This window comes from Vibrio sp. 9-16B-A1 (genome assembly GCF_056726165.1).
Window position 1 is genome coordinate 290,682 of record NZ_JBSDZD010000003.1, and the last position, 20,017, is coordinate 310,698.

The 20,017-nt window shown below is 50.0% G+C and carries 15 protein-coding genes; 8 read left to right on the forward strand and 7 right to left on the reverse strand.

What is annotated here, in order from left to right; all coding sequences use genetic code 11:
• Window positions 1-152: 152 nt before the first annotated feature.
• The gene (locus ACVB80_RS07370; protein WP_481080632.1) at window positions 153-1,547 is read right to left on the reverse strand and encodes a glycoside hydrolase family 1 protein; all 1,395 of its coding nucleotides are present in this window, start codon (window positions 1,545-1,547) and stop codon (window positions 153-155) included.
• Window positions 1,548-1,730: 183 nt separating this feature from the next.
• On the opposite strand from ACVB80_RS07370, the gene ACVB80_RS07375 reads away from it, so the two are divergent.
• Entirely contained in the window at window positions 1,731-3,458 is a 1,728-nt protein-coding gene (locus tag ACVB80_RS07375; protein WP_481080633.1) for an SgrR family transcriptional regulator, read from the forward strand.
• Between the two features lie 66 nt (window positions 3,459-3,524).
• On the opposite strand, the gene ACVB80_RS07380 is transcribed toward ACVB80_RS07375, so the two are convergent.
• Window positions 3,525-4,157, reverse strand: coding sequence for a class I SAM-dependent methyltransferase (locus ACVB80_RS07380; RefSeq protein ID WP_481080634.1), 633 nt, complete (start codon window positions 4,155-4,157; stop codon window positions 3,525-3,527).
• A gap of 299 nt (window positions 4,158-4,456) precedes the next feature.
• Here ACVB80_RS07380 and ACVB80_RS07385 point away from each other — a divergent pair, with 299 nt between their 5' ends.
• The 3 genes from ACVB80_RS07385 (at window position 4,457) to ACVB80_RS07395 (ending at window position 8,560) form a co-directional block, all read left to right on the forward strand.
• Complete coding sequence (locus ACVB80_RS07385) at window positions 4,457-5,752, forward strand: peptidoglycan DD-metalloendopeptidase family protein (protein ID WP_481080635.1); 1,296 nt, start codon at window positions 4,457-4,459, stop codon at window positions 5,750-5,752.
• 148 nt (window positions 5,753-5,900) lie between these two features.
• Window positions 5,901-6,245 carry a rhodanese-like domain-containing protein gene (locus ACVB80_RS07390; protein WP_481080636.1) on the forward strand — a complete coding sequence of 115 codons (345 nt, stop codon included), beginning with the start codon at window positions 5,901-5,903 and terminating at the stop codon, window positions 6,243-6,245.
• Window positions 6,246-6,412: 167 nt separating this feature from the next.
• Window positions 6,413-8,560: a prolyl oligopeptidase family serine peptidase gene (locus ACVB80_RS07395; protein ID WP_481080637.1), complete on the forward strand. Its 2,148-nt coding sequence runs from the start codon at window positions 6,413-6,415 to the stop codon at window positions 8,558-8,560.
• Window positions 8,561-8,727: 167 nt separating this feature from the next.
• Here the strand turns inward: ACVB80_RS07395 and ACVB80_RS07400 are convergent, their stop codons facing one another.
• Together ACVB80_RS07400 and ACVB80_RS07405 are read right to left on the reverse strand one after the other, a co-directional pair.
• Window positions 8,728-9,117, reverse strand: a complete 390-nt coding sequence (locus ACVB80_RS07400; RefSeq protein ID WP_481080638.1) for a VOC family protein — start codon at window positions 9,115-9,117, stop codon at window positions 8,728-8,730.
• Between the two features lie 333 nt (window positions 9,118-9,450).
• Window positions 9,451-11,145, reverse strand: a complete 1,695-nt coding sequence (locus ACVB80_RS07405) for a phospho-sugar mutase (RefSeq protein ID WP_481080639.1) — start codon at window positions 11,143-11,145, stop codon at window positions 9,451-9,453.
• Window positions 11,146-11,505: 360 nt separating this feature from the next.
• On the opposite strand from ACVB80_RS07405, the gene ACVB80_RS07410 reads away from it, so the two are divergent.
• The gene (locus tag ACVB80_RS07410; protein ID WP_481080640.1) at window positions 11,506-11,865 is read left to right on the forward strand and encodes a DsrE/DsrF/TusD sulfur relay family protein; all 360 of its coding nucleotides are present in this window, start codon (window positions 11,506-11,508) and stop codon (window positions 11,863-11,865) included.
• A gap of 98 nt (window positions 11,866-11,963) precedes the next feature.
• On the opposite strand, the gene ACVB80_RS07415 is transcribed toward ACVB80_RS07410, so the two are convergent.
• From ACVB80_RS07415 to ACVB80_RS07425, 3 genes are all read right to left on the reverse strand, one after another.
• Window positions 11,964-13,622, reverse strand: coding sequence for a putative transporter (locus tag ACVB80_RS07415; protein WP_481080641.1), 1,659 nt, complete (start codon window positions 13,620-13,622; stop codon window positions 11,964-11,966).
• A 392-nt stretch (window positions 13,623-14,014) separates the two neighbouring features.
• Window positions 14,015-14,509 carry a hypothetical protein gene (locus ACVB80_RS07420; RefSeq protein WP_481080642.1) on the reverse strand — a complete coding sequence of 165 codons (495 nt, stop codon included), beginning with the start codon at window positions 14,507-14,509 and terminating at the stop codon, window positions 14,015-14,017.
• Between the two features lie 391 nt (window positions 14,510-14,900).
• Window positions 14,901-16,496 (reverse strand): sulfatase-like hydrolase/transferase, encoded by a 1,596-nt coding sequence (locus tag ACVB80_RS07425; RefSeq protein ID WP_481080643.1) that lies wholly within the window; start codon window positions 16,494-16,496, stop codon window positions 14,901-14,903.
• 446 nt (window positions 16,497-16,942) lie between these two features.
• Here ACVB80_RS07425 and ACVB80_RS07430 point away from each other — a divergent pair, with 446 nt between their 5' ends.
• The 3 genes from ACVB80_RS07430 to ACVB80_RS07440 are packed head-to-tail and all read left to right on the forward strand — an operon-like array spanning window position 16,943 to window position 20,013.
• Window positions 16,943-17,344 carry a hypothetical protein gene (locus ACVB80_RS07430; RefSeq protein WP_481080644.1) on the forward strand — a complete coding sequence of 134 codons (402 nt, stop codon included), beginning with the start codon at window positions 16,943-16,945 and terminating at the stop codon, window positions 17,342-17,344.
• Window positions 17,345-17,398: 54 nt separating this feature from the next.
• Window positions 17,399-19,510, forward strand: coding sequence for a protein-disulfide reductase DsbD family protein (locus tag ACVB80_RS07435; RefSeq protein WP_481080645.1), 2,112 nt, complete (start codon window positions 17,399-17,401; stop codon window positions 19,508-19,510).
• The gene (locus ACVB80_RS07440; protein ID WP_481080646.1) at window positions 19,510-20,013 is read left to right on the forward strand and encodes a protein disulfide oxidoreductase; all 504 of its coding nucleotides are present in this window, start codon (window positions 19,510-19,512) and stop codon (window positions 20,011-20,013) included. The genes ACVB80_RS07435 and ACVB80_RS07440 overlap by 1 nt, the downstream gene beginning before the upstream one ends.
• Window positions 20,014-20,017: the final 4 nt, after the last annotated feature.

The following is a 20,017-nucleotide window of genomic DNA, read 5'->3' on the forward strand; positions in this document are numbered from 1 at the left end:
TACTCCATCTGTCAGTGAACATGTCATTGGGATGACTTTGTAAAACATCAATTTAAACATGGTAGTTTATAAAAAGATCATCCCGAAAAACGACAAAGTGAAATGTAATCCAGATCAATAATCGGCAGAGTTTTTGGCGCCTGGTGATCCGGTTAACGCACCGTCAGCGAATTACCCTGCGTTCTTATCACTTCCTGATACCAGCTAAAGCTCTTTTTACGTTTGCGCTCTAAGGTGCCTGTCCCGTCATCATGACGGTCTACATAGATGAATCCATAGCGCTTGCTCAGTTCCGCAGTGGAGTTCGCCACCAGGTCGATTGGCCCCCAACTGGTGAAACCCATCAGCTCGACTCCATCAGCCAGCGCTTCTCTGGCCTGAACCAGGTGGTCGTTAAGATAAGCGATACGGTAGTCATCCTGTATCTCACCGTTCTCGTCGATTTCGTCTCTTGCTCCCAGCCCGTTTTCAACAATAAACAGCGGCTTTTGGTAGCGGTCATACAGGAAGTTCAGCAGGATGCGCAGCCCCTTAGGGTCGATCAGCCAGCCCCACTGACTCTTTTCCAGATAAGGGTTTGGCACACTGTCTACGATATTGCCAACCTCTTTCTGCTTTGGATCGGCACTTGCGCAGCCGCTGGCGTAGTAGCTGAATGAGATAAAATCGACGGACGCGCCTGCGATACACTCAAGATCGCCAGGTTCCATTTTGATCTGTATGTCATTCTCGCGGAAGTAGCGCAGCATATAGCCCGGGTATTTACCACGGGTCTGGACATCGCCAAAGAACAGCCACTTATTGTTTTCCTGCATTGCAGCGATAACGTCATCAGGGTTGCAAGTGAGCGGATAGTTGATAGCGCCAAGCAGCATATTACCGATCTTTCCATCCGGAACAGTGCGCTGACAGATCTTAACGGCTTTGGCGTTTGCTACTAACTGGTGATGGATTGCCTGATAAATTTCCTGCTCAGTGGCATCCTCCTGCAGCCCCACACCTGTGAAGGGAGCGTGCAGAGACATATTGATCTCGTTAAAGGTCAGCCACATCTTCACTTTGTCTTTGTAGCGCTCACATACGGTTGTGACATAACGTTCGAAAAACTCAATGAGTCTTCTGTCACCCCAGCCACCATAGTTTTCTGTCAGAGCGTAAGGCATTTCGTAGTGAGACAAGGTTACGAATGGCTGGATATCATGTTTCGCCAGCTCATCAAAAATCCTGTCGTAGTATGCCAGGCCTGCTTCGTTTGGCTCCGGTTCATCACCGTTCGGGAAGATGCGGGTCCATGCCAGTGAAAGGCGTAAACAGTTAAACCCCATCTCTTTAAACAGAGCAATATCTTCCGGATACCGGTTGTAAAAGTCGATGGCCAAATCCTTAATACCCGGCGTTCGTTCATCGCGGGTTTGATGAGGGCTAAGGATGCCTGAAGGAAGCATATCAGAGGTCGAAAGCCCCTTACCATCCAGGTCATAAGAACCTTCAACCTGATTGGCAGCGATAGCACCGCCCCACATAAAATCATCCGGAAACTGAATCATGGAAACCTCTGTCTGGTCACTGTTGGCTAATACAGGACTAATTATCAGCCAATAAAGGGAAGTGAAACAGAGCGTATTTACATCAGGTTTTCTTCCTGTTTTGGGTGTAAGGGGAGCAAAATTGCTTTAATCCGGGGCCGGAGACTAAAATAAGGAAGTTTCCAGCGCATCCGGAGCCCTGTTTTGAAAGATGAAAGAGCTTTTCAGTATTACTCCCGTTTAATGTCACTCGGTATTAAGCAGGATTTATTAATTTCACTGAAAGAGGTTGCCGATCTGCTTTGTACGACTCCCCGTCACTGCAGGACATTATTACAATCCATGCAGCAACGTGGTTGGCTGAGCTGGACGCCAAAAGCCGGCCGTAACCAACGTTCTACTTTACATCTCTGTTTTTCACTTAATGAAATACAGGCTTCTAGAGCACGGCTTTTAATTGAAAAGGGACACTACGAGAGTGCTCTGGAACTGTTAGAGGGAGATCAGCACCAGTTCAGTACTTTACTCCAGCAAACCTCAGGCGCTTTGATCCGGGAAGGGCAGCTGCACATTCAGCTAACCTATAAGCGCATCTTCAGCAAGTTATTGCCTCATAAACCACTGCGCAACAGTGAACGCTTTCTGGTAAGGCAGCTATATGCGTGTTTAACCGCCTGCGATAAAAATGGTCTCGTTAAGCCTCAGTTAGCACACCACTGGAAACAAAGTGATGACGCGACGGTATGGCGCTTCTATATTCGCCCTCAGTTGAGATTCCATTCAAACTCCCTGATAGATGCTGAGTTGATCTCTGATTTGTTCAGCAAACTGCGTGTGTTGCCTGAATACGAAAAGGAACTTGCCCACGTAAGAAAGATCTCAGCGTCTCATCAGTGTGTAACATTTGAGCTGAGTACGCCGGATAAGGGTTTTGCTGCTTTATTGTCTGATCTGCGTTATTCGATTCAGCCGGTTACACAGTTAGGTCATGCGTCAAACCGCAACGTAGACGGATGCGGGCCGTTCAGGATGGTTGAGCAGTCTGACAAAAGACTGCGCCTTCAGGCCTTTGATCATTACTTTTCTGTAAGATCACTGACAGACAGCGTCACTATCTGGCAGTTTGAGCACACCCCCAGCGAGCGGATTCAGTTTGGCCGCACCAATGAAGATAATCCTCACCAGTTAACAGAAGCTATTTCGTCAGACCCTGCCAGCACACAAACCCGGATAGAAAACGGATGTATATATCTGGTATTCAATATGGGGAATGGGCCAACAGTACTTACTCATGCGCAACGAAAGTTCCTGAGTAAAACCCTGTCGCCGGAACTTGTTTTACAGGAAAAGGAGTTGTCTGGGTTGCTGCGTTCATCCATTCCTGCCCATAGCCTGCTCCCGGACTGGACCAAAGTCCGGCCACAATCCGCCGACGAAACTCTGCTGCCCGCCCGGCTTGATATCGCGGTATATGACCACCTGGTTATCCTTGATTGCGCCAGGGTACTGAGCAAAAAACTGAATCAGATGGGAATCGAAAGCCGGGTAAATGTTTACTCTTTGTCAGAGCTGCATGAACGGGCACAGCGGAATGAGCTGACAGAAGCTCTCATCATTGCCAGCCTTATTACCGATGATAATCTGCCGGTTTCAATGTTCCGCTGGTTCTGTTCAAACCCGGTTTTACATCAGGCTTTACCCACTGAAGCAAAGCAGTGGCTTGAGGAGGAGCTGGCCCGGCTGCGTGAGCAACATGGGGCAGGCGATTATCTGCAAATACTTGAGTCGCTGGCGACCACCATGCTGTATGAAAACTGGTTAACACCTCTGTTTCATCACCGGCAAACGCTCGAATGGCTCGGTGTCCTGCAGGGGGTATCGATGACAGACTGGTCATGGCCTGACTTTAAGAACGTATGGGCGGATGAATGATGATGCTCATCTGTTTTGCACCTGACACCACATCGACTGGCCTGAGCACTCTGCTCAGGCCAGCATTCAGCCACCAACTTTCCTCCCAATCATAAACACAGCCACTCCCTGCGCCCCATGCCGCCACTGGCTCTCTATCTCAAATCCGGCCTCACGCAGTTCATCCGCCAGTTCCTGTTCCTTCATCACATACACATCCGGCATCATCCCGAACAGCTTGCCCAATGGCTCCACCAGTTTGATGAATCTAAGGTAAGAGTTTCCCAGGCACGCGGTGCTGGTGACGAAGCGTCCGCCGGGTTTGAGGATGCGGGCGGCTTCGGTGAGGGTTGCCTGGCGGTTGGGGAGCAGGTGGAGGACGTTCAGGCCCAGTACCATGTCCAGACTTTCGCTTTCAGCGTGGAATTCTTCGAGCGTGCCCTGGTGGAAGGTGATGTTGTCGATGCCGGCTTTTTGGGCTTTTTCACGGCCGATGTCGATCATGTTTTCTGATATATCAATCGCATCGATATGGGCGACGTGCGGGGCGTGGGTGATGGCGGTGGAGCCTGTGCCGCAACCGAACTCTAAAATGCGCATCTCCGGGGTGAAGAAGGCCTGGGTTTCGGCCAGTTTTTTCTGATAGCTGGCTTCATCACTGACGGGGGTTCTGGCGTACTTTTCTGCGATTTTGTCCCAGAATTTGGCGGATTGAGTCATGGTCACTTCCTTGTGCTGGTTTTCTCAAGCTTTATGCATCTGTATGACAAAAGATAGCTCAGACCAGAGTTTTAGTCGTGAGGTCCTGGAATCGGGACACTTATTATCCACTTTTCGCCGCTGTTATGGGGTAACTGGCAAGTTTTGAGGAATTTTAGCGTTACTCTGACTCATCCGGGCTTGAGTCAGAAGCGGATTTCTATATTCTGGTTCCCATTGCCGTATGTATGACGATTAACTTCTTCTTTCAGTACTAATCTGACGCATTAAAGAAAACCGAATAATCGAGAGCATTCCCCGTGTACAAAAAAATATCAGCCTCCGTTCAGACCATGATTTCAAAACCTCTGTACGGAGTTATCGGTGTAACCACGCTGACAGCGATAGCGCTCGCTATGTACAGCTCTGAGCCCGCTAAGCAAATCCCCCTGAACCTGCCGGAAAGTCCGCTTCCGGAGCTGCTTGAAGAGTTGCAGCCAGAGGTGGTTGAACTGCCGTCCTTTGAATATCAAATCCGCCCGGATGATACCCTGAGCGGGATCTTCTCTACACTTGGCCTGAGCTATTCCGACCTGCTTCCGGTCATGGAAGCCGATGTGGACTTTCTTCATCTCGCTTCCATTCAGCCTGGCGACACCTTGCGTATCTGGCAGGACAAAACCGGTCAGCTGAACAAGCTTGAGCTGGAAAAGAACATCGCCGAGAAAATGGTTTACCAGAGAATGGGCGAGAAAGGTTTCGAGGTAAATGAAATCAGCATTCCAGGTGAGTGGGAAGAGACCGTTCTGGCTGGCAGTGTTGTGGGCAGCTTTTCCATCTCTGCCAAGAAAGCAGGACTGACTTATAACGAGATCGATGAAATCACCCGTCTTCTCAGGGATAAACTCAACTTCTCCCGTGACTTACGCGCTGGTGACAAGTTTGAAGTTGTGCGCTCTGCACAGTTTGTCGAAGGAGAGCCGAGTGGTAAGCGTGCGCTTAAGGCATTCCGGATGGAGCACAATGGAAACCTGATTGCTGCTTATCTGCATGATGATGGTAACTTCTACGATGCTAATGGCGAGAGTCTGCAGCGTGCCTTCACGCGCTACCCGACTGCCAAACGCTGGCGGATCAGCTCCGGATTCAATCCAAACCGCCTTCATCCGGTCACCAAACGCCGTTCTCCTCATAAAGGAACGGACTTTGCAGCCCCAACCGGTACGCCGGTACTGGCGACCAGTGATGGTGTAGTGGCGATGACCGCCAACCACCCTTATGCCGGGCGCTACATCGTGATCCGTCATAATCAGACTTACAGCACCCGCTACCTTCATAACAGCAAGATCCTGGTCCGGAAAGGGCAGGAAGTGAAACGCGGCCAGAAAATTGCGCTTTCCGGCGCGACCGGCCGGGTGGCCGGGGCACATATTCACTATGAGCTGCTGATTAACGGACGTGCGGTTGATGCGATGAAGGCCAAAATTCCAATGGCGAAGTCGATTCCTGCGGCAGAAAAGAAGGCCTTTATGGCTAATGTCGCCAAATACGATGCTGAGATGGATGGTGCGTCTTTAGCCCGGGCCGGAAGTGGTGAGGAGCCTTCTTCGGTCTGAGATTTATTGTGATCTCCCGGTGTGGCGGGCAGAAAGTCGCTGTTACAGGCAGCGGCTCCGGGCTTTTTTCTTTGCCTGTGTGAGCCATATCCCGGCACTCTGCCGTAAACTCATTATTCTGGCGTAACGGATTTACAGGGAAAATGACATGAAAAAATCAATCGCGCTGCTTGTCGCTTCGCTGGTTTTAGGTGCCCCAAACGTACTGGCCTCTGAGCGGGCTGAAACAGGCTGGCAATGGATTGAGCAGGGCGCAATGGTCGTGGATGTCCGGACTCCGGAAGAGTTCGCCGAAGGGCATCTGGATGACGCCCTCAACTATCCACTTTCCGACATCGAAAAGCACTTTGCAGATATCGATAAAGACACCCCAATTGTCCTCTATTGCCGCAGTGGAAACCGCTCCGGCATGGCCTATCAGTATCTGAAGTCCAAAGGTTTCACCCGTCTGCATAATGCAGGTGGCCTGGCTGAAATGCAGCAGGCGAAATAAGCATTTCTGTCTGCGGTCTGAGTCTTTCTGAAACGTTACCGGCTGTTTTTCAGCTGGTTTTTCGTCTTTATTCACAGAGTCCGTATAAGTACATCGCAGAACCAGGTTTTGAGTTTTGGAATGTAGTAGAGTCTTGTTTTATTTATAAATTCCAACAAGGAAAGGCTATGCGGCTGAAAGCTCTGGTTCTGGCGTTCTCTGTATCTGTGGCGGGAGGGCTGCCGGCCGCTCTTGCAGATGAATCCCCACAACAACAGGAACAGTCAATGACAATCAAATATCCCAATACCAAAACCGTTGATGTGGTGGATGAGTACTTTGGCACATCGGTAAAAGATCCTTACCGCTGGCTGGAAGATGACCGCAGCAATGAAACAGCTGGCTGGGTTGAGGCCCAGAACAAAGTCACTTTCGGTTACCTGGACCAGATCCCGTACCGCGACAAGATAGAAGAGCGCCTTACCCGGCTGATGGATTACGAGAAAGTCGGCAGTCCATTTAAAGAAGGCAGGTATACCTATTTCTACAAGAATAATGGTCTGCAAAACCAGGACGTTCTTTATCGTCAGCTGGATGATGGTGAGCCGGAAGTTTTCCTGGACCCGAATACATTCAGCGAAGAGGGCACCACGTCACTTGGCGGGATCAGTTTTTCTAAAGATGGCTCTCTGTTCGCTTACAGCATTTCTGAAGGGGGCAGTGACTGGCGCAAGGTGATCGTTCTGGATGCGGAAACCAGGAAGCCAATCGGTGACACGCTGGTGGATGTGAAATTCAGTGGCATCAGCTGGCGAAATAACGAAGGTTTTTACTACTCAAGCTACGACAAGCCAAAAGGCAGCGAGCTTTCTGCGAAAACGGATCAGCACAAGCTCTATTTCCATAAGCTGGGAACCAAACAGAGCGAAGATCAGGTGATTTTTGGTGGTGCGGAGGCAGAGAAGCACCGTTACGTTTCAGGTTACACCACGGAAGACGGCCGGTTCCTGGTTATTGGAGCGATGGAGTCAACATCAGGTAACAAGCTTTACGTTAAGGATCTTTCAAAGCCTGACAGTCAGCTGGTGACTGTGCTGGATAATACCGATTCAGACAGTTGGGTTATCGACACGGCGGGTACCACTCTTTACCTTGAGACTGACCTGAACGCGCCAAACAAGCGCGTGGTTATGGCTGATATAACTAAGCCACAACCAGAGCACTGGAAAGACGTGATTGCTGAAACGGGCAATGTGCTGAGTGTTTCGACTGCCGGTGGCACTATGTTTGCCCGTTATATGGTCGATGCCCTCTCAAAGGTGAAGCAGTACGATATGCAGGGCAAACTCATTCGTGAGATTAAACTGCCGGATATCGGCAGCGCGCATGGCTTTGGTGGTAAAAAAGAAGACGAAGACGTCTATTACACCTTTACCAACTACAAAACGCCGGGGACGACATACAAGCTGGATATTAAGTCCGGTGAGAGCTCTGTCTACTTCAAATCTGCGGCCCCTTTTGACTCTGAGCAGTTTGAGTCCAGGCAGGTTTTCTATCCATCCGCAGACGGCACTAAAGTACCGATGATCATCACTTACAAAAAGGGCACTCCGCTAAATGGCAAAACGCCAACGATTCTGTATGGCTATGGTGGCTTTAACGTAAGCCTGACTCCGGGCTTCAGTGCGAGCCGGGCAGCCTGGCTGGAGCTTGGCGGTATCTATGCGGTGGCGAACCTGCGTGGTGGTGGTGAGTACGGGAAAGAGTGGCACAACGCTGGTACTCAAATGCAAAAACAGAACGTGTTTGATGACTTTATTGCTGCGGCAGAGTACCTGATTGATCAGGGTTACACCTCGTCAGATAAGCTGGCAATCAACGGCGGTTCGAACGGTGGTTTGCTGGTGGGCGCTGCAATGACACAGCGGCCGGACCTGTTCAAAGTCGCACTGCCGGCGGTGGGCGTACTCGATATGCTGCGCTATCACACTTTCACTGCCGGGGCAGGCTGGGCGTACGACTATGGTACAGCTGAGCAGAGTAAGGAGATGTTTGAGTATCTGAAAAACTATTCTCCGGTCCATAACGTGAAGCCGGGGGTAGAGTACCCGGCAACGATGATTACTACCGGCGATCATGATGATCGTGTGGTGCCGGCGCACTCTTATAAGTTTGCTGCCGAGCTTCAGGCCAAACAGGCCGGAAGTCAGCCAACCCTGATCCGTATTGAAACTGACGCCGGTCACGGCGCGGGTACGCCAACTCATAAGATCATCGATCTTTACACGGATATGTACAGCTTTGCCCTGTTTAACATGGGTGTGGAGAAGATCTGACGATTCGTTATTGTCGCTGACTCAGGGCAGGCTTTGCTGTTTGCTGATGCAAAAGAAAGTCTGCCCGGATACGGGGCAAGCGAACTGAGGGCTGTACATCTGCCGGCTTTTCTGAAAAGAACCCGTTACGCCGGGCAAGGACAGCTCATTTTCCATGCCAGAGCCACCTAACTGCTCTCCTCCACAACTTCAACCTGATTATTATCAGGGGCCTGGCAGAAGAAATAGCGAAACCCTCCCAGCCGGGCTTCATAAACAGAAGTCACTTCAGTTACATCAGAGAGCCTGCGGTGATAGTCATCGAGGTCCCGGACAGACAGAGCAAAATGCGTTATTCCGGCTCTTTTGAGTGAGATTAACTTGTGGTCAGAGCCCGGTTCGATATCTGAATTGAAATGAAAGAGTTCGATTCTGGAACGGCTGTTGTGCAGCATGACAATATGCAGCTCTGCGTCTTTGTATTCAGATAGCGTGCGATAACCAAACAGGCCATAAAACTGACTACTGGCCTCCAGGTCGGTGACGGTTAACGAAACGTGATGAAGCTGTCCTGGCATACTGTTGTCACTCCTGAGTTAACTAATTGATTGAAAAGCAGGATAAGGCTGGTTTTCACAGCCAGCTCTCATTTGCCTGTACTGGTTCTTCCTGCTGCTGTGAGAGCACTGCAGCCAAAGGAGCATCACTCTACCATACGCACTCTGTTTTACTTTGGAAAAACCTGCTTAAGAGTGCGAGCTCTTCTTCAATTATGGTTGGTGCAGGGTGAAAGCAGGGATTACAGGAAGAGGGCGGGACAGATCTTTGTAATGGCTGTGCACAATAAAGACCTGTCCCGGTTTTGTTAAAAGGGGGCGTCTTCAGCCCCACATATCTTATGATGGCCTGAATTACAGACTCTGCTGATGCGCTTCAATCAGCGCGTTCATCTTCGCTTCCGCAGCCTGGTTTGCCTGTACGTAGGTCATGTCAGCAGGGAAGTCGCTGATCACTTCGTAGTAGCACTTCAGCTTAGGCTCAGTACCGGAAGGGCGGACGATGACGCGTGATTTGTCTTCCAGATGGTAAATCAGTACGTCACTTGCCGGCAGGTTGATGGCCTCTGTCGGGCCGTCAGTCACAAAGCGAAGTGATGATTTAAGATCTTCAGTTACCTCAACCCGCTTACCGGCAATCTCTTTCGGCGGATTGGCCCGCAGCTTATCACCAATTGGTGGTGATTTTGGATCCAGCGCAATGCTGCGTTGTGCATTGAAGTAGAAACCGTGCTGGCGGTACAGCTCTTCCAACTTATCCCACAGCGTTTTGCCCTGTGCTTTCAGCTTACCGGTCAGTTGAGAGAACGCGACCAGTGCAGAGAGACCATCTTTATCCCATACCCTGCTGCCGACGGTGTAACCAAGCGCTTCTTCGTAAGCGAACAGAAACGGACTGGATTCTGTTTCCTGGCTCATCGCTACGTTGGTCAGCCATTTAAAACCGGTCAGTGTCTGGAAGTACTCAGCGCCGTGCGCTTTCGCAATGCTGCTCAGCAGGCGGGAAGATACAATCGTATTGCCTACCAGCGCGTTCGGCTGGCTTTCAAGCAGGTAATCACCAAACAGTGCGCCCACCTGGTCACCGGTCAGCATTTGGTATTCACCGTCAGGGCGTTTTACCGCAACGGCAAAGCGGTCGGCATCCGGGTCATTCGCACAGGCGATATCCGCGTCTGCGGACTTGCCCAGCGCCATCACCATATCCATTGCGCCTGCTTCTTCCGGGTTAGGGAAGTTAACGGTCGGGAAGGTGCCGTCTGGTTCGCGCTGCTCTGCAACACTGGCCACTTTCTTAAAGCCGGCATCAGCCAGAAGCGTTTCTGCCATATCTGCGCCCACGCCGTGCATTGCGGTGTAAACAATGGATATGTCGGTACTGTTATCGGGAGCCAGCAGCGCGTTCCCGTTCATCGCTTTACGGTAGCTCTGGTAATACTCCTCTTCGAGCCAGACGAGCAGGCCTTTTTGCTTTGCTTCTTCCAGTGACATAAGAGGAAGCGGTTTTGTGGTCGCCTCATCAATCTTCGCCGCGATGCCGGAATCATGTGGCGGGATGATCTGCGCGCCGTTCTCCCAGTACACCTTAAAACCGTTGTACTCCGGGGGATTGTGACTGGCGGTGACCACTACTGCGGCAGCAGCATTCAGCTCGCGGACGCCAAAGGCTGCGATGGGGGTCGCCGCTGTTTTGTATGTAAGATAAACCTTAATACCCAGCGCGGTCAGTACCGAAGCTGTATCGTGCGCAAACTGCTTCGAATCCGTACGACCATCATAACCAATCACCACACCACGGGATGAGGCATCTTGCACCTGTTCAGTCAGGTAATGACCCAGACCTGCGGCCGTTTCATGGATAACCAGGCGGTTCATGCGGTTAGGGCCCGCGCCGACTTTACCACGCAGACCAGCGGTACCAAACGCCAGACGTGAGCTGAACCGGTCTGTCAGTTCCTGTTCGTTATTGGTATCGACCAGGTGCTGTAACTCTTCACGGGTTTTGGGATCGGGGTCCCGTGCCAGCCATTGAGTGATTTGTGCAGTCATATTCGTTGTTCCTTAGCAGGGGAGCCTGCTTACTTAGATACTTTTTTCAGGGAAAGTATCCCTGTGTTCTGTTCTTTTAATGTAAATCGTTCTCAATTGCATTTCAAAGAGGGCAATCGATAAAGTGAATTTCTTTTTGTGTATGGAGATTTCCTCCTATGCAGAAGCTAAGTAACAGAGCGCGGGAAGGAAGTTGGTTCCGGATTTAGCCATAGGCAAATGTTTTCTTAGCAAATGCTTTTCATGATCGTCAGCAATACCGGTTTTTTCAGCTGTGTTAACTTCAGTTCTCTGTTCATTTTTGCTGACGCCTGCCAGTGCGGGCGACAGGCATATTTCACTTCTCAACAGGATTAAAAGATGCAAAAAATCGTCATGACACTTTCAGGCAGCCCTTATGGTACCGAGCACATGTTTAACGCTTTGCGTATGGCGCTGGCGCTGAAAGATCAGGAGCAGGAAGAGGTTGAGCTGAAGCTGTTTCTGATGTCTGACAGTGTGTATGGCGCGGTGAAAGGTCAGAATACGCCGGATTTCAGTTATAACATCGCCCAGATGCTGGAGATCCTGGTTGAACAGCAGGCAGATATTAAGCTGTGTAAAACCTGCATCGCCGCGCGCGGACTGAATGAAGAAATGTTTGTGGAGGGTGCAGAGATTGGCACTATGCCAGAGCTGACAAGCTGGGTGTTGTGGGCGGATAAGGTGATTGCGGTATAGATAAGGGGTCGCGGTCCTGGGTCCTGGGTTTTATGCTCTTTCCCAGTACCCAGTACCCAGTACCCAGTACCCAGTACCCAGTACCCGCGTTCTCCCGTCTACAGCGTCCAGAGAATCAACGCCAGTATCTGCGGTGACAGTATTCTCAAACACATCACCAGCGGGTAAACCGTGGCGTAAGCCAGTGCGGAAGCGCCGCTTTCTTCGTGCAGGCCGTTGGCAAAAGCCAGGGCGGGTGGATCGGTCATTGAGCCGGCCAGCATGCCGCAGATGGTCAGATAGTTGATGTGGCCAAGGATGCGGGCAAGAATGCCGACCGTGATCAGCGGGATTGCGGTGATCAGCGCGCCGTAACCCATCCAGCTCAGGCCATCCCCCTCAATCAGGGTTTCGACAAATCCACCACCGGATTTGAGCCCGACTACTGCCAGAAACAGCACGATGCCGATCTCCCTCAGCGCCAGGTTGGCACTTGGGGGCATAAACCAGTACATCTTACCTATGCTGCCTATCCGCGCCAGAATAAGCGCCACGATCAGCGGGCCGCCGGCAAGACCAAGTTTAATCGCAGCGGGGAAGCCGGGCAGATAGAACGGAATGGAACCAAGCAACACGCCAAGACCAATACCGACAAACACCGGCAGCATCTGTACCTGTTGCAGTTTCTGGTGGGCGTTGCCGACCATGCCGCTGACCGCTTCGATGGCGTCCTGACGGCCAACCAGGTTGAGGATGTCACCAAACTGGAGGGTAGAGTGGCTGGTGGGAACCAGTTCGACACCGGCCCGGTTAAGGCGCGATACCACCACGTCATACTTCTCTTTCAGATCCAGATCGCGCAGTTTTTTACCCAGTACGATCTCGTTGGTGACCACCAGACGCTGCACTCTCAGCTCGGTGCCGCGGGTGGAGAGTGAGGCGTCCACCTCTTCACCGATCACCAGCCGTGCTTTTTCCAGCGCCTGCTTGTCGCCGACCAGGTGCAGAAGATCATTGACCTCAATACGGGAAGTGGGTTTGGGGATTTTCAGCGAGTCGCCCCGTTTCAGGCGTGAGCAGATAATATCGCCCTCATTGAGCGCGGGAACGCTCTGCAGCGCCAGACCATTCAGGTTAGGGTTCTTCACTGCCACGTTGATGGTATGCAGGCTCTCTTTTTTGTGGCCGTTGGTGACTTCAAACTCGTCTGCTTCATTATCCACGTTGACTTTGAACACCAGACGCAGCAACCACATGGTGAGCAGAATTCCGCAGATCCCGAATGGATAGGCGATGGCATAACCCATACCGGTCATATCGAGCATGGCTTCTTTGGCGCCGAGTTCGGTCAGGATTTGCTGTCCGGCACCGAGGGATGGGGTATTGGTTACCGCACCGGAGAAGACGCCAAGAATCACAGGAAGGGGAACATCGAAAAGGTAGTAGAGGGCAACGGTCACCACACAGCCCAGCAGGACAATGAGGGCAGCAAAGCCGTTGAGTTTAAGCCCTGAACTTCTCAGTGAGGAGAAGAAACCCGGGCCGACCTGTATCCCTATGGTGTAAACAAACAGGATAAGGCCAAATTCCTGAATAAAGTGCAGGGTTTCTGAATCGAGCTGGATGCCCCAGGTGCCGGTAAAGTGACCAACCAGAATGCCGCCAAACAGCACTCCGCCAATCCCTAAACCAACGCCACAGACGCGCCAGTTACCGATCCAGAGACCAAGCACCGCTACCAGCGCAAGAATGCTGATAGAAAGCGCAATGTCACTCATGGTGAGTCTCCTGATCAATTAATAATCCGGTGACAGGCAACGAAGGCTTGAACAGCAAGGGGCAGGCGTAAGAACTGTAGAAGTGGTCAGGTCTGCAGCTGGGGTTCAAATACTGCATGGGGAGTCCACCCTGGAAGTTGACAGAATAAAGCCGGGAACTACTAAAACCAGACTTTACCCTGTCAGCAAATGAACTCTCGATGTAGCTTTGCGGTGTTGCCGTTGTCTAGTCTTTATTATTAACTGGCCTGGTTGGCTATGTTAATAGCTGGTATGCAAAAGTGTGCACTTGGCCGGTAAGAAAAGTTGTTTGATAACAGGGTGTTAAATTCGGGTGAGTAGTTGGTGTGTTTGACCGCCCTGAACTGTGAGGGCGGTCTGTTTCGGCGGGGTTACTTAAGTTTATTCAAAAAGGTCGAGAAAAGGGTGTCTAGCAGGTTATCGACACTTTTCTGGCTCGCGGAGTCAAGGTGAGCCACGTTAAGGTGGCTGAGCAGGCCTGGTTCATTAGCCATGTACTCCACAACAGGTTTCAGATCCGTAATCTGCTTCTGAAATGCCGGGTCCTCATTACCAAGGACGTTTGATGCCACGATCATTGCCGGGTAGTTGGATACGTGGGCAACACTGAAGATCCATCCATCCGGATTAGATTTGCTTTCAGAAGTTTGCACGGCGTAGATGATAAGCTTTGACCAGTAAACCTTTTCAGAGATCTCCAGCGTCTCGTTTGCTGCAAAGCGTTCATTCAGCCCTTTATCCAGCATCTGTTTTAGTGCGTCATTGTCCGTTACGACCTGGAAAGCAACTTTGGTTGGCTCAGCAGCCGTGTCTGCCGCAAATCCCGGCAGGGCAACAAGCAGTAAAAGCGCGAAAAGTTTCTTCATGGTTTGTCCTTTTTGGGTATTTTCTCACTGATTATAGAGACTGTATTTTACCGAACCCTCGACTGCTCGCCAAAAGAACAAATGCTATTTCGTTTTTCACACATTGAATGGTTTGAACTGTCTTCAGGTGTCAGGTAAAAATGAAGTTTTACAGAGTTGCAGAGGAAGAGGAAGGTTGCCATGTGATTAGTTTGAGTTTGATCAATTGATGAACTGCAGCTCTAGCAGCGCTAAAAATCTGATGTAGACTGGCAGCGGTACCTCTGACTCCTACTACTGCCAGTCCAATGTTGTTTGGTGAGGATTGTAGCGATATTCACTTCAACTACAGCCTCGACATTTGCTCCTTAAGAGAAACGAATATTCTGTAAATAAAATCGTTGAATGTTAATTACGATTTATTTTTTACTTTTCTAACACTTGACCAAATGTCTCCAGCTAGAAAATAATCATATTTAATTGGTGAGTTGGAGTAAATGGTGCTGTTCATTTCGACATCATACCCCATTCTGTATAAAATAGAGTCAATTATATTGAAGTGACTGTAAAGCCCATCACCGTTGACAACTACAGCATCCTCATCATTAAAAACTAATAGTGGCACTTCTCCTTGAGAGAACGGGATTTTTCCGCTAGCTGTACAGTGAGTTGAAATTACTCCATCCTCGAGGATGCTCTGCCCATGGTCGGATGTGTAAAATACTATTGGCTCAGATTTATCGATAGCAGGCAAAAACTTTGATAAAAAGAGATCTACAGAATAATAAATACCATTATTGTAGTTGTTAATTAAGTCCTTCCTGCTCTTATATTGTAATTTCACATCGGATTTGGATGGGAATGGAACTTTGCTTTCATCATAGTTGCTATCCCCCCATGGGAAGTGATTACCTCTTTTTACAATGTAAGTGAAAGTTTTGTCATTGCTTTTGATAAATTCACTGGCAGGCTTGATAATATTAAAGTCGCTTCTATAAGTAGCCTCAGAGTCAGCAACTCCAATAAAAGAGTCTATATCCCGGAGGTCATACTCAGACATGTTGTTCTGAAAGTTAAATCCAGGCTTGCTTTGAGCTGAAATATACTGGGTTTTATACCCGGCTTTTTTAGCAAGTGTAAAAATACTAGGTTTTGATAATGAGTGCTTACCCCTATGATCTGGGAAATCGTCAGCTTTAGAGGCTGAAGTGAAGATAATATTACTAGAGCCTGAACAGTTTGTACTTGATAATGCCCGTCCATAGTTTCTGTATTTGTTTTTTATGGAGTTTAAAAACGGAGTTGTGTTGAACTCATAACCATTGATACCTAAATGAGAGGGTACAATACTTTCATCAACGATAAGTACAATATTTTTCTTTTGTCCATTTTCATGTAGAGTTGTGTTGACTTGGTCACTCCTTTCGGTGTGTATAATAGAGTTGTTTTTATAATAGGCAATGTTGGAAAAGAAACTAAATGGTTGAACTGGACTACTTGATGAGTTGGCAGTTCTTATCATTATTCCGTAAGATATAGAGCAACCTATTGCAAAAAATAACATTGCAATCTTGCGGCTAATAAATGAGGTTCCCTTGATTTTCTTTGTTAAATAGTAGCTGCCTAATAAGGCAATCAGGAAGTAAACAATGAATCTAGAAATGTCATATGCCTTAATGAAACTATCTGTATTGGCGTATTCAGTGAAAATTAATCTAATTACATCTTGGTTTATAAAGTCGCCGGTTAAACTTAGGCTAACGTAATCAGATATAAGTAGTAAGACATAGATTGATGTGAAGGCAAAGGATGAGAGCATGCATGCTGTAAGACAAAAGAGTAAGGATGCGTCAATAAGAAGCATAATTAAAGCAATGTCTAATCTTCCATTTTCAATTCTGACTAAAATGGAGTTGAAATGATCAGTGTAAATAATAACGCTAATGGTAATTAGTAGGGCGAAAATTGAGGCGAATTTTGCCAATAAATATTTGTTTGGAGTAGGCATAGTAAGCTATAAACTGGAAACGATATGATTACAATACCATTATCGCTGGGCTAGGTCGAGAGTTTGGATGTAGTCTTCCCGGAGATTGAAAACTCAACAGAAGCTCGGAAGATTGTTGGTTGCCTCAGATAAATCAAGACAAATGATGTTGTTTTATTTAACAAGTTAGTGCCTGATGATTTACTATGAACATATCAGTTCGACAAATCACATCGACGTGTGAGTTTAAGAAAATAACTCGTAGTCATGTGCAAAATCGAGTAGTAGATCTCTGTCAGACATGAGGTTTTTCCTTCTGAGTGCTTTTTCACACTGCCACTGAACAAATAATTAATGATAGTGGCTCAGGATATCTGTGCTAAATGTGAGGTTTTTACAGTAAGCTAACACTATACTGACCAGCAATGTACTATTGTGGCCCGCTGAACTGATTACCCGGATACTGAATGAATCGTCCTTTTTTGCGTCCTGTTACTGCCAGAATTGCTCTGCTGCTTGTCGGCTGGGTGGTTGCAGTGTGTCTGGCGCAAAACTCCGGATTCTTTTCCGTTTGCCAGGCAAAAGAACAACTGAGTTATGTCAATGCCGGCCCTGGCAGTAATATCCCGGAGAGCCATGTGCTCGATGGTACTCACCATAAAAGTGAACTGAGCAAGCAATGTGATCTCTCTGAGAAGATGCTCTCTGTATCCAAAATTCAGCTGGATAATGTGGCGTTGCCGATGTTTATCCTGGCCCTGGCGATCGTTGCCTGGCTGGGTACGCTGCGTTCTCCTGCCCCCTGCTTTACCGAACCGATTCCCCCGAAAAGGCGGGTTCACCTTACCCTGTGTGTGTTCCGGGAATAACCAAGGCTTTCAGTAACAAAACAACACTGAAACTGGTTATTTACGGAACTATCTATGAAATCAAAATTACATCCGCGCAGTCTGTTTCTTCAACTGGCTGCGATTCTTCTCCTGACCCTGGGCAGCTTTGCGGCCAGGGCGGATGAGGCCGTTTCGACAGGCTGGCTGAGCAGCCCGCATCATCCACCGGTGACTGCACGAATTGCCCTGACCGGTCAGACAGAGCCACAAACCAATACCCTGCACGCTTATCTGGATATCGTGCTTAAAGATGGCTGGAAAACCTACTGGCGCTCTCCGGGTGAGGGTGGCGTTGCGCCTGGCATCGACTGGAGCGGTTCATCGAACGTAAAGAACGTCAGCTGGCACTGGCCTTACCCGCAGCGTTTTGACCTGCTGGGGCTTAAGACATTTGGCTATCATGATGAAGTGGTGATCCCGCTTTCAATCGAGGCGGAAGATCTCACTAAGCCGGTACATTTGAAAGGAACCCTGACGGTCTCTTCCTGTACGACCGTGTGCGTGCTGACCGATTACCCGTTTGAACTGAGCGTTAATCCCTCAGAACTGACCGTATCGCCGGAGGCGATGTTTGTCCGCGCTCAGACGATGAGTAAAGTTCCGGCCGCGCAGCCGCAGGTTGAGGTTGTTCAGGCAAACTGGGACAGCACTAAGCAGACCCTGGCTGTCAGCCTTGAAAACAGCCGCGGCTGGAGTAATCCGGAGCTTATTATCGACAGCAGCGACGAAGCGCTCAGCGAGTACAGCTTTAAGCCTGCGAAGCAAAAGAGCGACGGAAACAGGCTGACCGCCAGCTATAAGGTGTCGACCTGGCTGGGGGATCCCGAGCTTGACGGTAAGAGCATTAATATCACTGTCAGGGATGGCGATATGCTCGCGGAGCGGGCTACTGAGGTCCAGGCCGGATCCGCGCCTGTATCTGATGAGCCGCCGCTTCCCCTGCTTACGGTACTTGGCTTTGCGCTTATCGGTGGCCTGATCCTGAACATAATGCCATGCGTATTGCCTGTGCTTGGCATGAAACTGAGTGGCGTGATCAGCGCTCAGGGGCTGGCAAGGCGTCAGATCCGTTTGCAGTTTATTGCTTCGTCACTCGGTATCCTGGCGTCTTTCTGGCTGATTGCCGGATTTCTGCTGGTACTCAAGTTCTCGGGTCAGGCGGTTGGCTGGGGGATTCAGTTCCAGAGCGGCTGGTTTATCGGCTTTATGGTGCTGGTTACCGCGTTGTTCGGTGCCAACATGCTGGGGCTTTTTGAACTGCGACTGTCTTCATCTGCGAATACGTGGATGGCGTCGAAAGGGGATAACTCTTACGCAGGTCATTTTGTACAGGGCATGTTTGCGACTCTGCTGGCAACGCCGTGCTCTGCGCCGTTTTTAGGCACAGCGGTGGCCTTTGCTCTGGCGGCTGGCAGCATTGAGCTGATGCTGATCTTTACTGCGCTGGCGATAGGTATGGCGCTGCCGTGGTTGCTGGTCGCACTGTTCCCGTCACTTGCCCGTATGCTGCCAAAACCGGGCGCCTGGATGAACCGGGTTAAGTTGTTGTTCGGCGCGATGATGCTGCTTACCAGCATCTGGCTGCTGAGTCTGCTGGCCAATCATCTGCCATGGATGTGGCTGGTGGTTGCCGGTCTTGTTGCGGTTATTGTCATGCTGTGGCGCACAAGAAAGGTATACGGTGACAGGGCGTTTGCCATCGGCGGTGGAGTGGTTCTGCTTTCTCTTGTGGCGGGTCTTGCCGCAGGCAGCCTGACCAGTGAGCACTGGGCTAAGCCGGTAAATGCCGACCACAACTGGCAGCCGCTGGACAATGCTGCGATTCCGCTGGCCGTTTCCGACGGAAAGACGGTGTTTGTCGATGTAACTGCGGACTGGTGCGTCACCTGTAAAGCCAACAAGATAGGTGTGTTGCTTCAGGACCCGGTCTATTCAGCACTGGGTCAGCAGAACATCGTCCGCCTGAAAGGGGACTGGACCAGGCCGAGTGAGAAGATCACTTCGTATCTGCAGGAAAACGGCCGCTACGGCGTGCCATTTAATATCGTCTATGGTCCTGCCGCGCTACAGGGGATCCCGCTGCCTGTCATCCTGAGCAGTGAAGTCGTGCTGGATGCGCTGCGCCAGGCTTCGGGGGAGCAGTGATGAAGAAAAAATCGCTGTTTTACTGGCTGAAAGAGCTGGTTGTGCTGCTGCTAATTGGCAGTGTCGTTGCCTGGGCGGTGGACTGGTATCGCAGCCAGGATATGCCGGCTGGTGAGGCACCGCCTCTGACCGGTATCACCGTGGATGGCGAGCCGGTGAATCTCGCGCAGCTCAGCCAGGATAAGCCTGTGGTGCTCTATTTCTGGGCGACATGGTGCCCGGCGTGTAAGTTCGTCAGCCCGGGCCTTAGCTGGCTCAGCGACGACTATACTGTGGTCGCGGTTTCCGGCTCATCCGGGCCGGATAAAAGAGTGAATGCCTACCTCCAGGCGCACGACTATCAGTTTCTTAATATCAACGATGAGCGCGGCGAGATTTTTCGCGACTGGAACATTTCAGTTACGCCCGCCATCTTCATTATCAAAGACGGCCAAATCCGTACGGTCACTACCGGGATCACCACCCCCCCGGGCGTGATGGCGCGTGTCTGGCTGAATCAGTAATCAG

Excerpts from the sequence above, each read along its gene's own strand:
- ACVB80_RS07370 (WP_481080632.1), bottom strand. The coding sequence starts at position 1,547 with ATGATTCAGTTTCCGGATGATTTTATGTGGGGCGGTGCTATCGCTGCC.
- ACVB80_RS07380 (WP_481080634.1), bottom strand. The coding sequence starts at position 4,157 with ATGACTCAATCCGCCAAATTCTGGGACAAAATCGCAGAAAAGTACGCC.
- ACVB80_RS07390 (WP_481080636.1), top strand. The coding sequence starts at position 5,901 with ATGAAAAAATCAATCGCGCTGCTTGTCGCTTCGCTGGTTTTAGGTGCC.
- ACVB80_RS07395 (WP_481080637.1), top strand. The coding sequence starts at position 6,413 with ATGCGGCTGAAAGCTCTGGTTCTGGCGTTCTCTGTATCTGTGGCGGGA.
- ACVB80_RS07400 (WP_481080638.1), bottom strand. The coding sequence starts at position 9,117 with ATGCCAGGACAGCTTCATCACGTTTCGTTAACCGTCACCGACCTGGAG.
- ACVB80_RS07405 (WP_481080639.1), bottom strand. The coding sequence starts at position 11,145 with ATGACTGCACAAATCACTCAATGGCTGGCACGGGACCCCGATCCCAAA.
- ACVB80_RS07410 (WP_481080640.1), top strand. The coding sequence starts at position 11,506 with ATGCAAAAAATCGTCATGACACTTTCAGGCAGCCCTTATGGTACCGAG.
- ACVB80_RS07415 (WP_481080641.1), bottom strand. The coding sequence starts at position 13,622 with ATGAGTGACATTGCGCTTTCTATCAGCATTCTTGCGCTGGTAGCGGTG.
- ACVB80_RS07420 (WP_481080642.1), bottom strand. The coding sequence starts at position 14,509 with ATGAAGAAACTTTTCGCGCTTTTACTGCTTGTTGCCCTGCCGGGATTT.
- ACVB80_RS07425 (WP_481080643.1), bottom strand. The coding sequence starts at position 16,496 with ATGCCTACTCCAAACAAATATTTATTGGCAAAATTCGCCTCAATTTTC.
- ACVB80_RS07430 (WP_481080644.1), top strand. The coding sequence starts at position 16,943 with ATGAATCGTCCTTTTTTGCGTCCTGTTACTGCCAGAATTGCTCTGCTG.
- ACVB80_RS07435 (WP_481080645.1), top strand. The coding sequence starts at position 17,399 with ATGAAATCAAAATTACATCCGCGCAGTCTGTTTCTTCAACTGGCTGCG.
- ACVB80_RS07440 (WP_481080646.1), top strand. The coding sequence starts at position 19,510 with ATGAAGAAAAAATCGCTGTTTTACTGGCTGAAAGAGCTGGTTGTGCTG.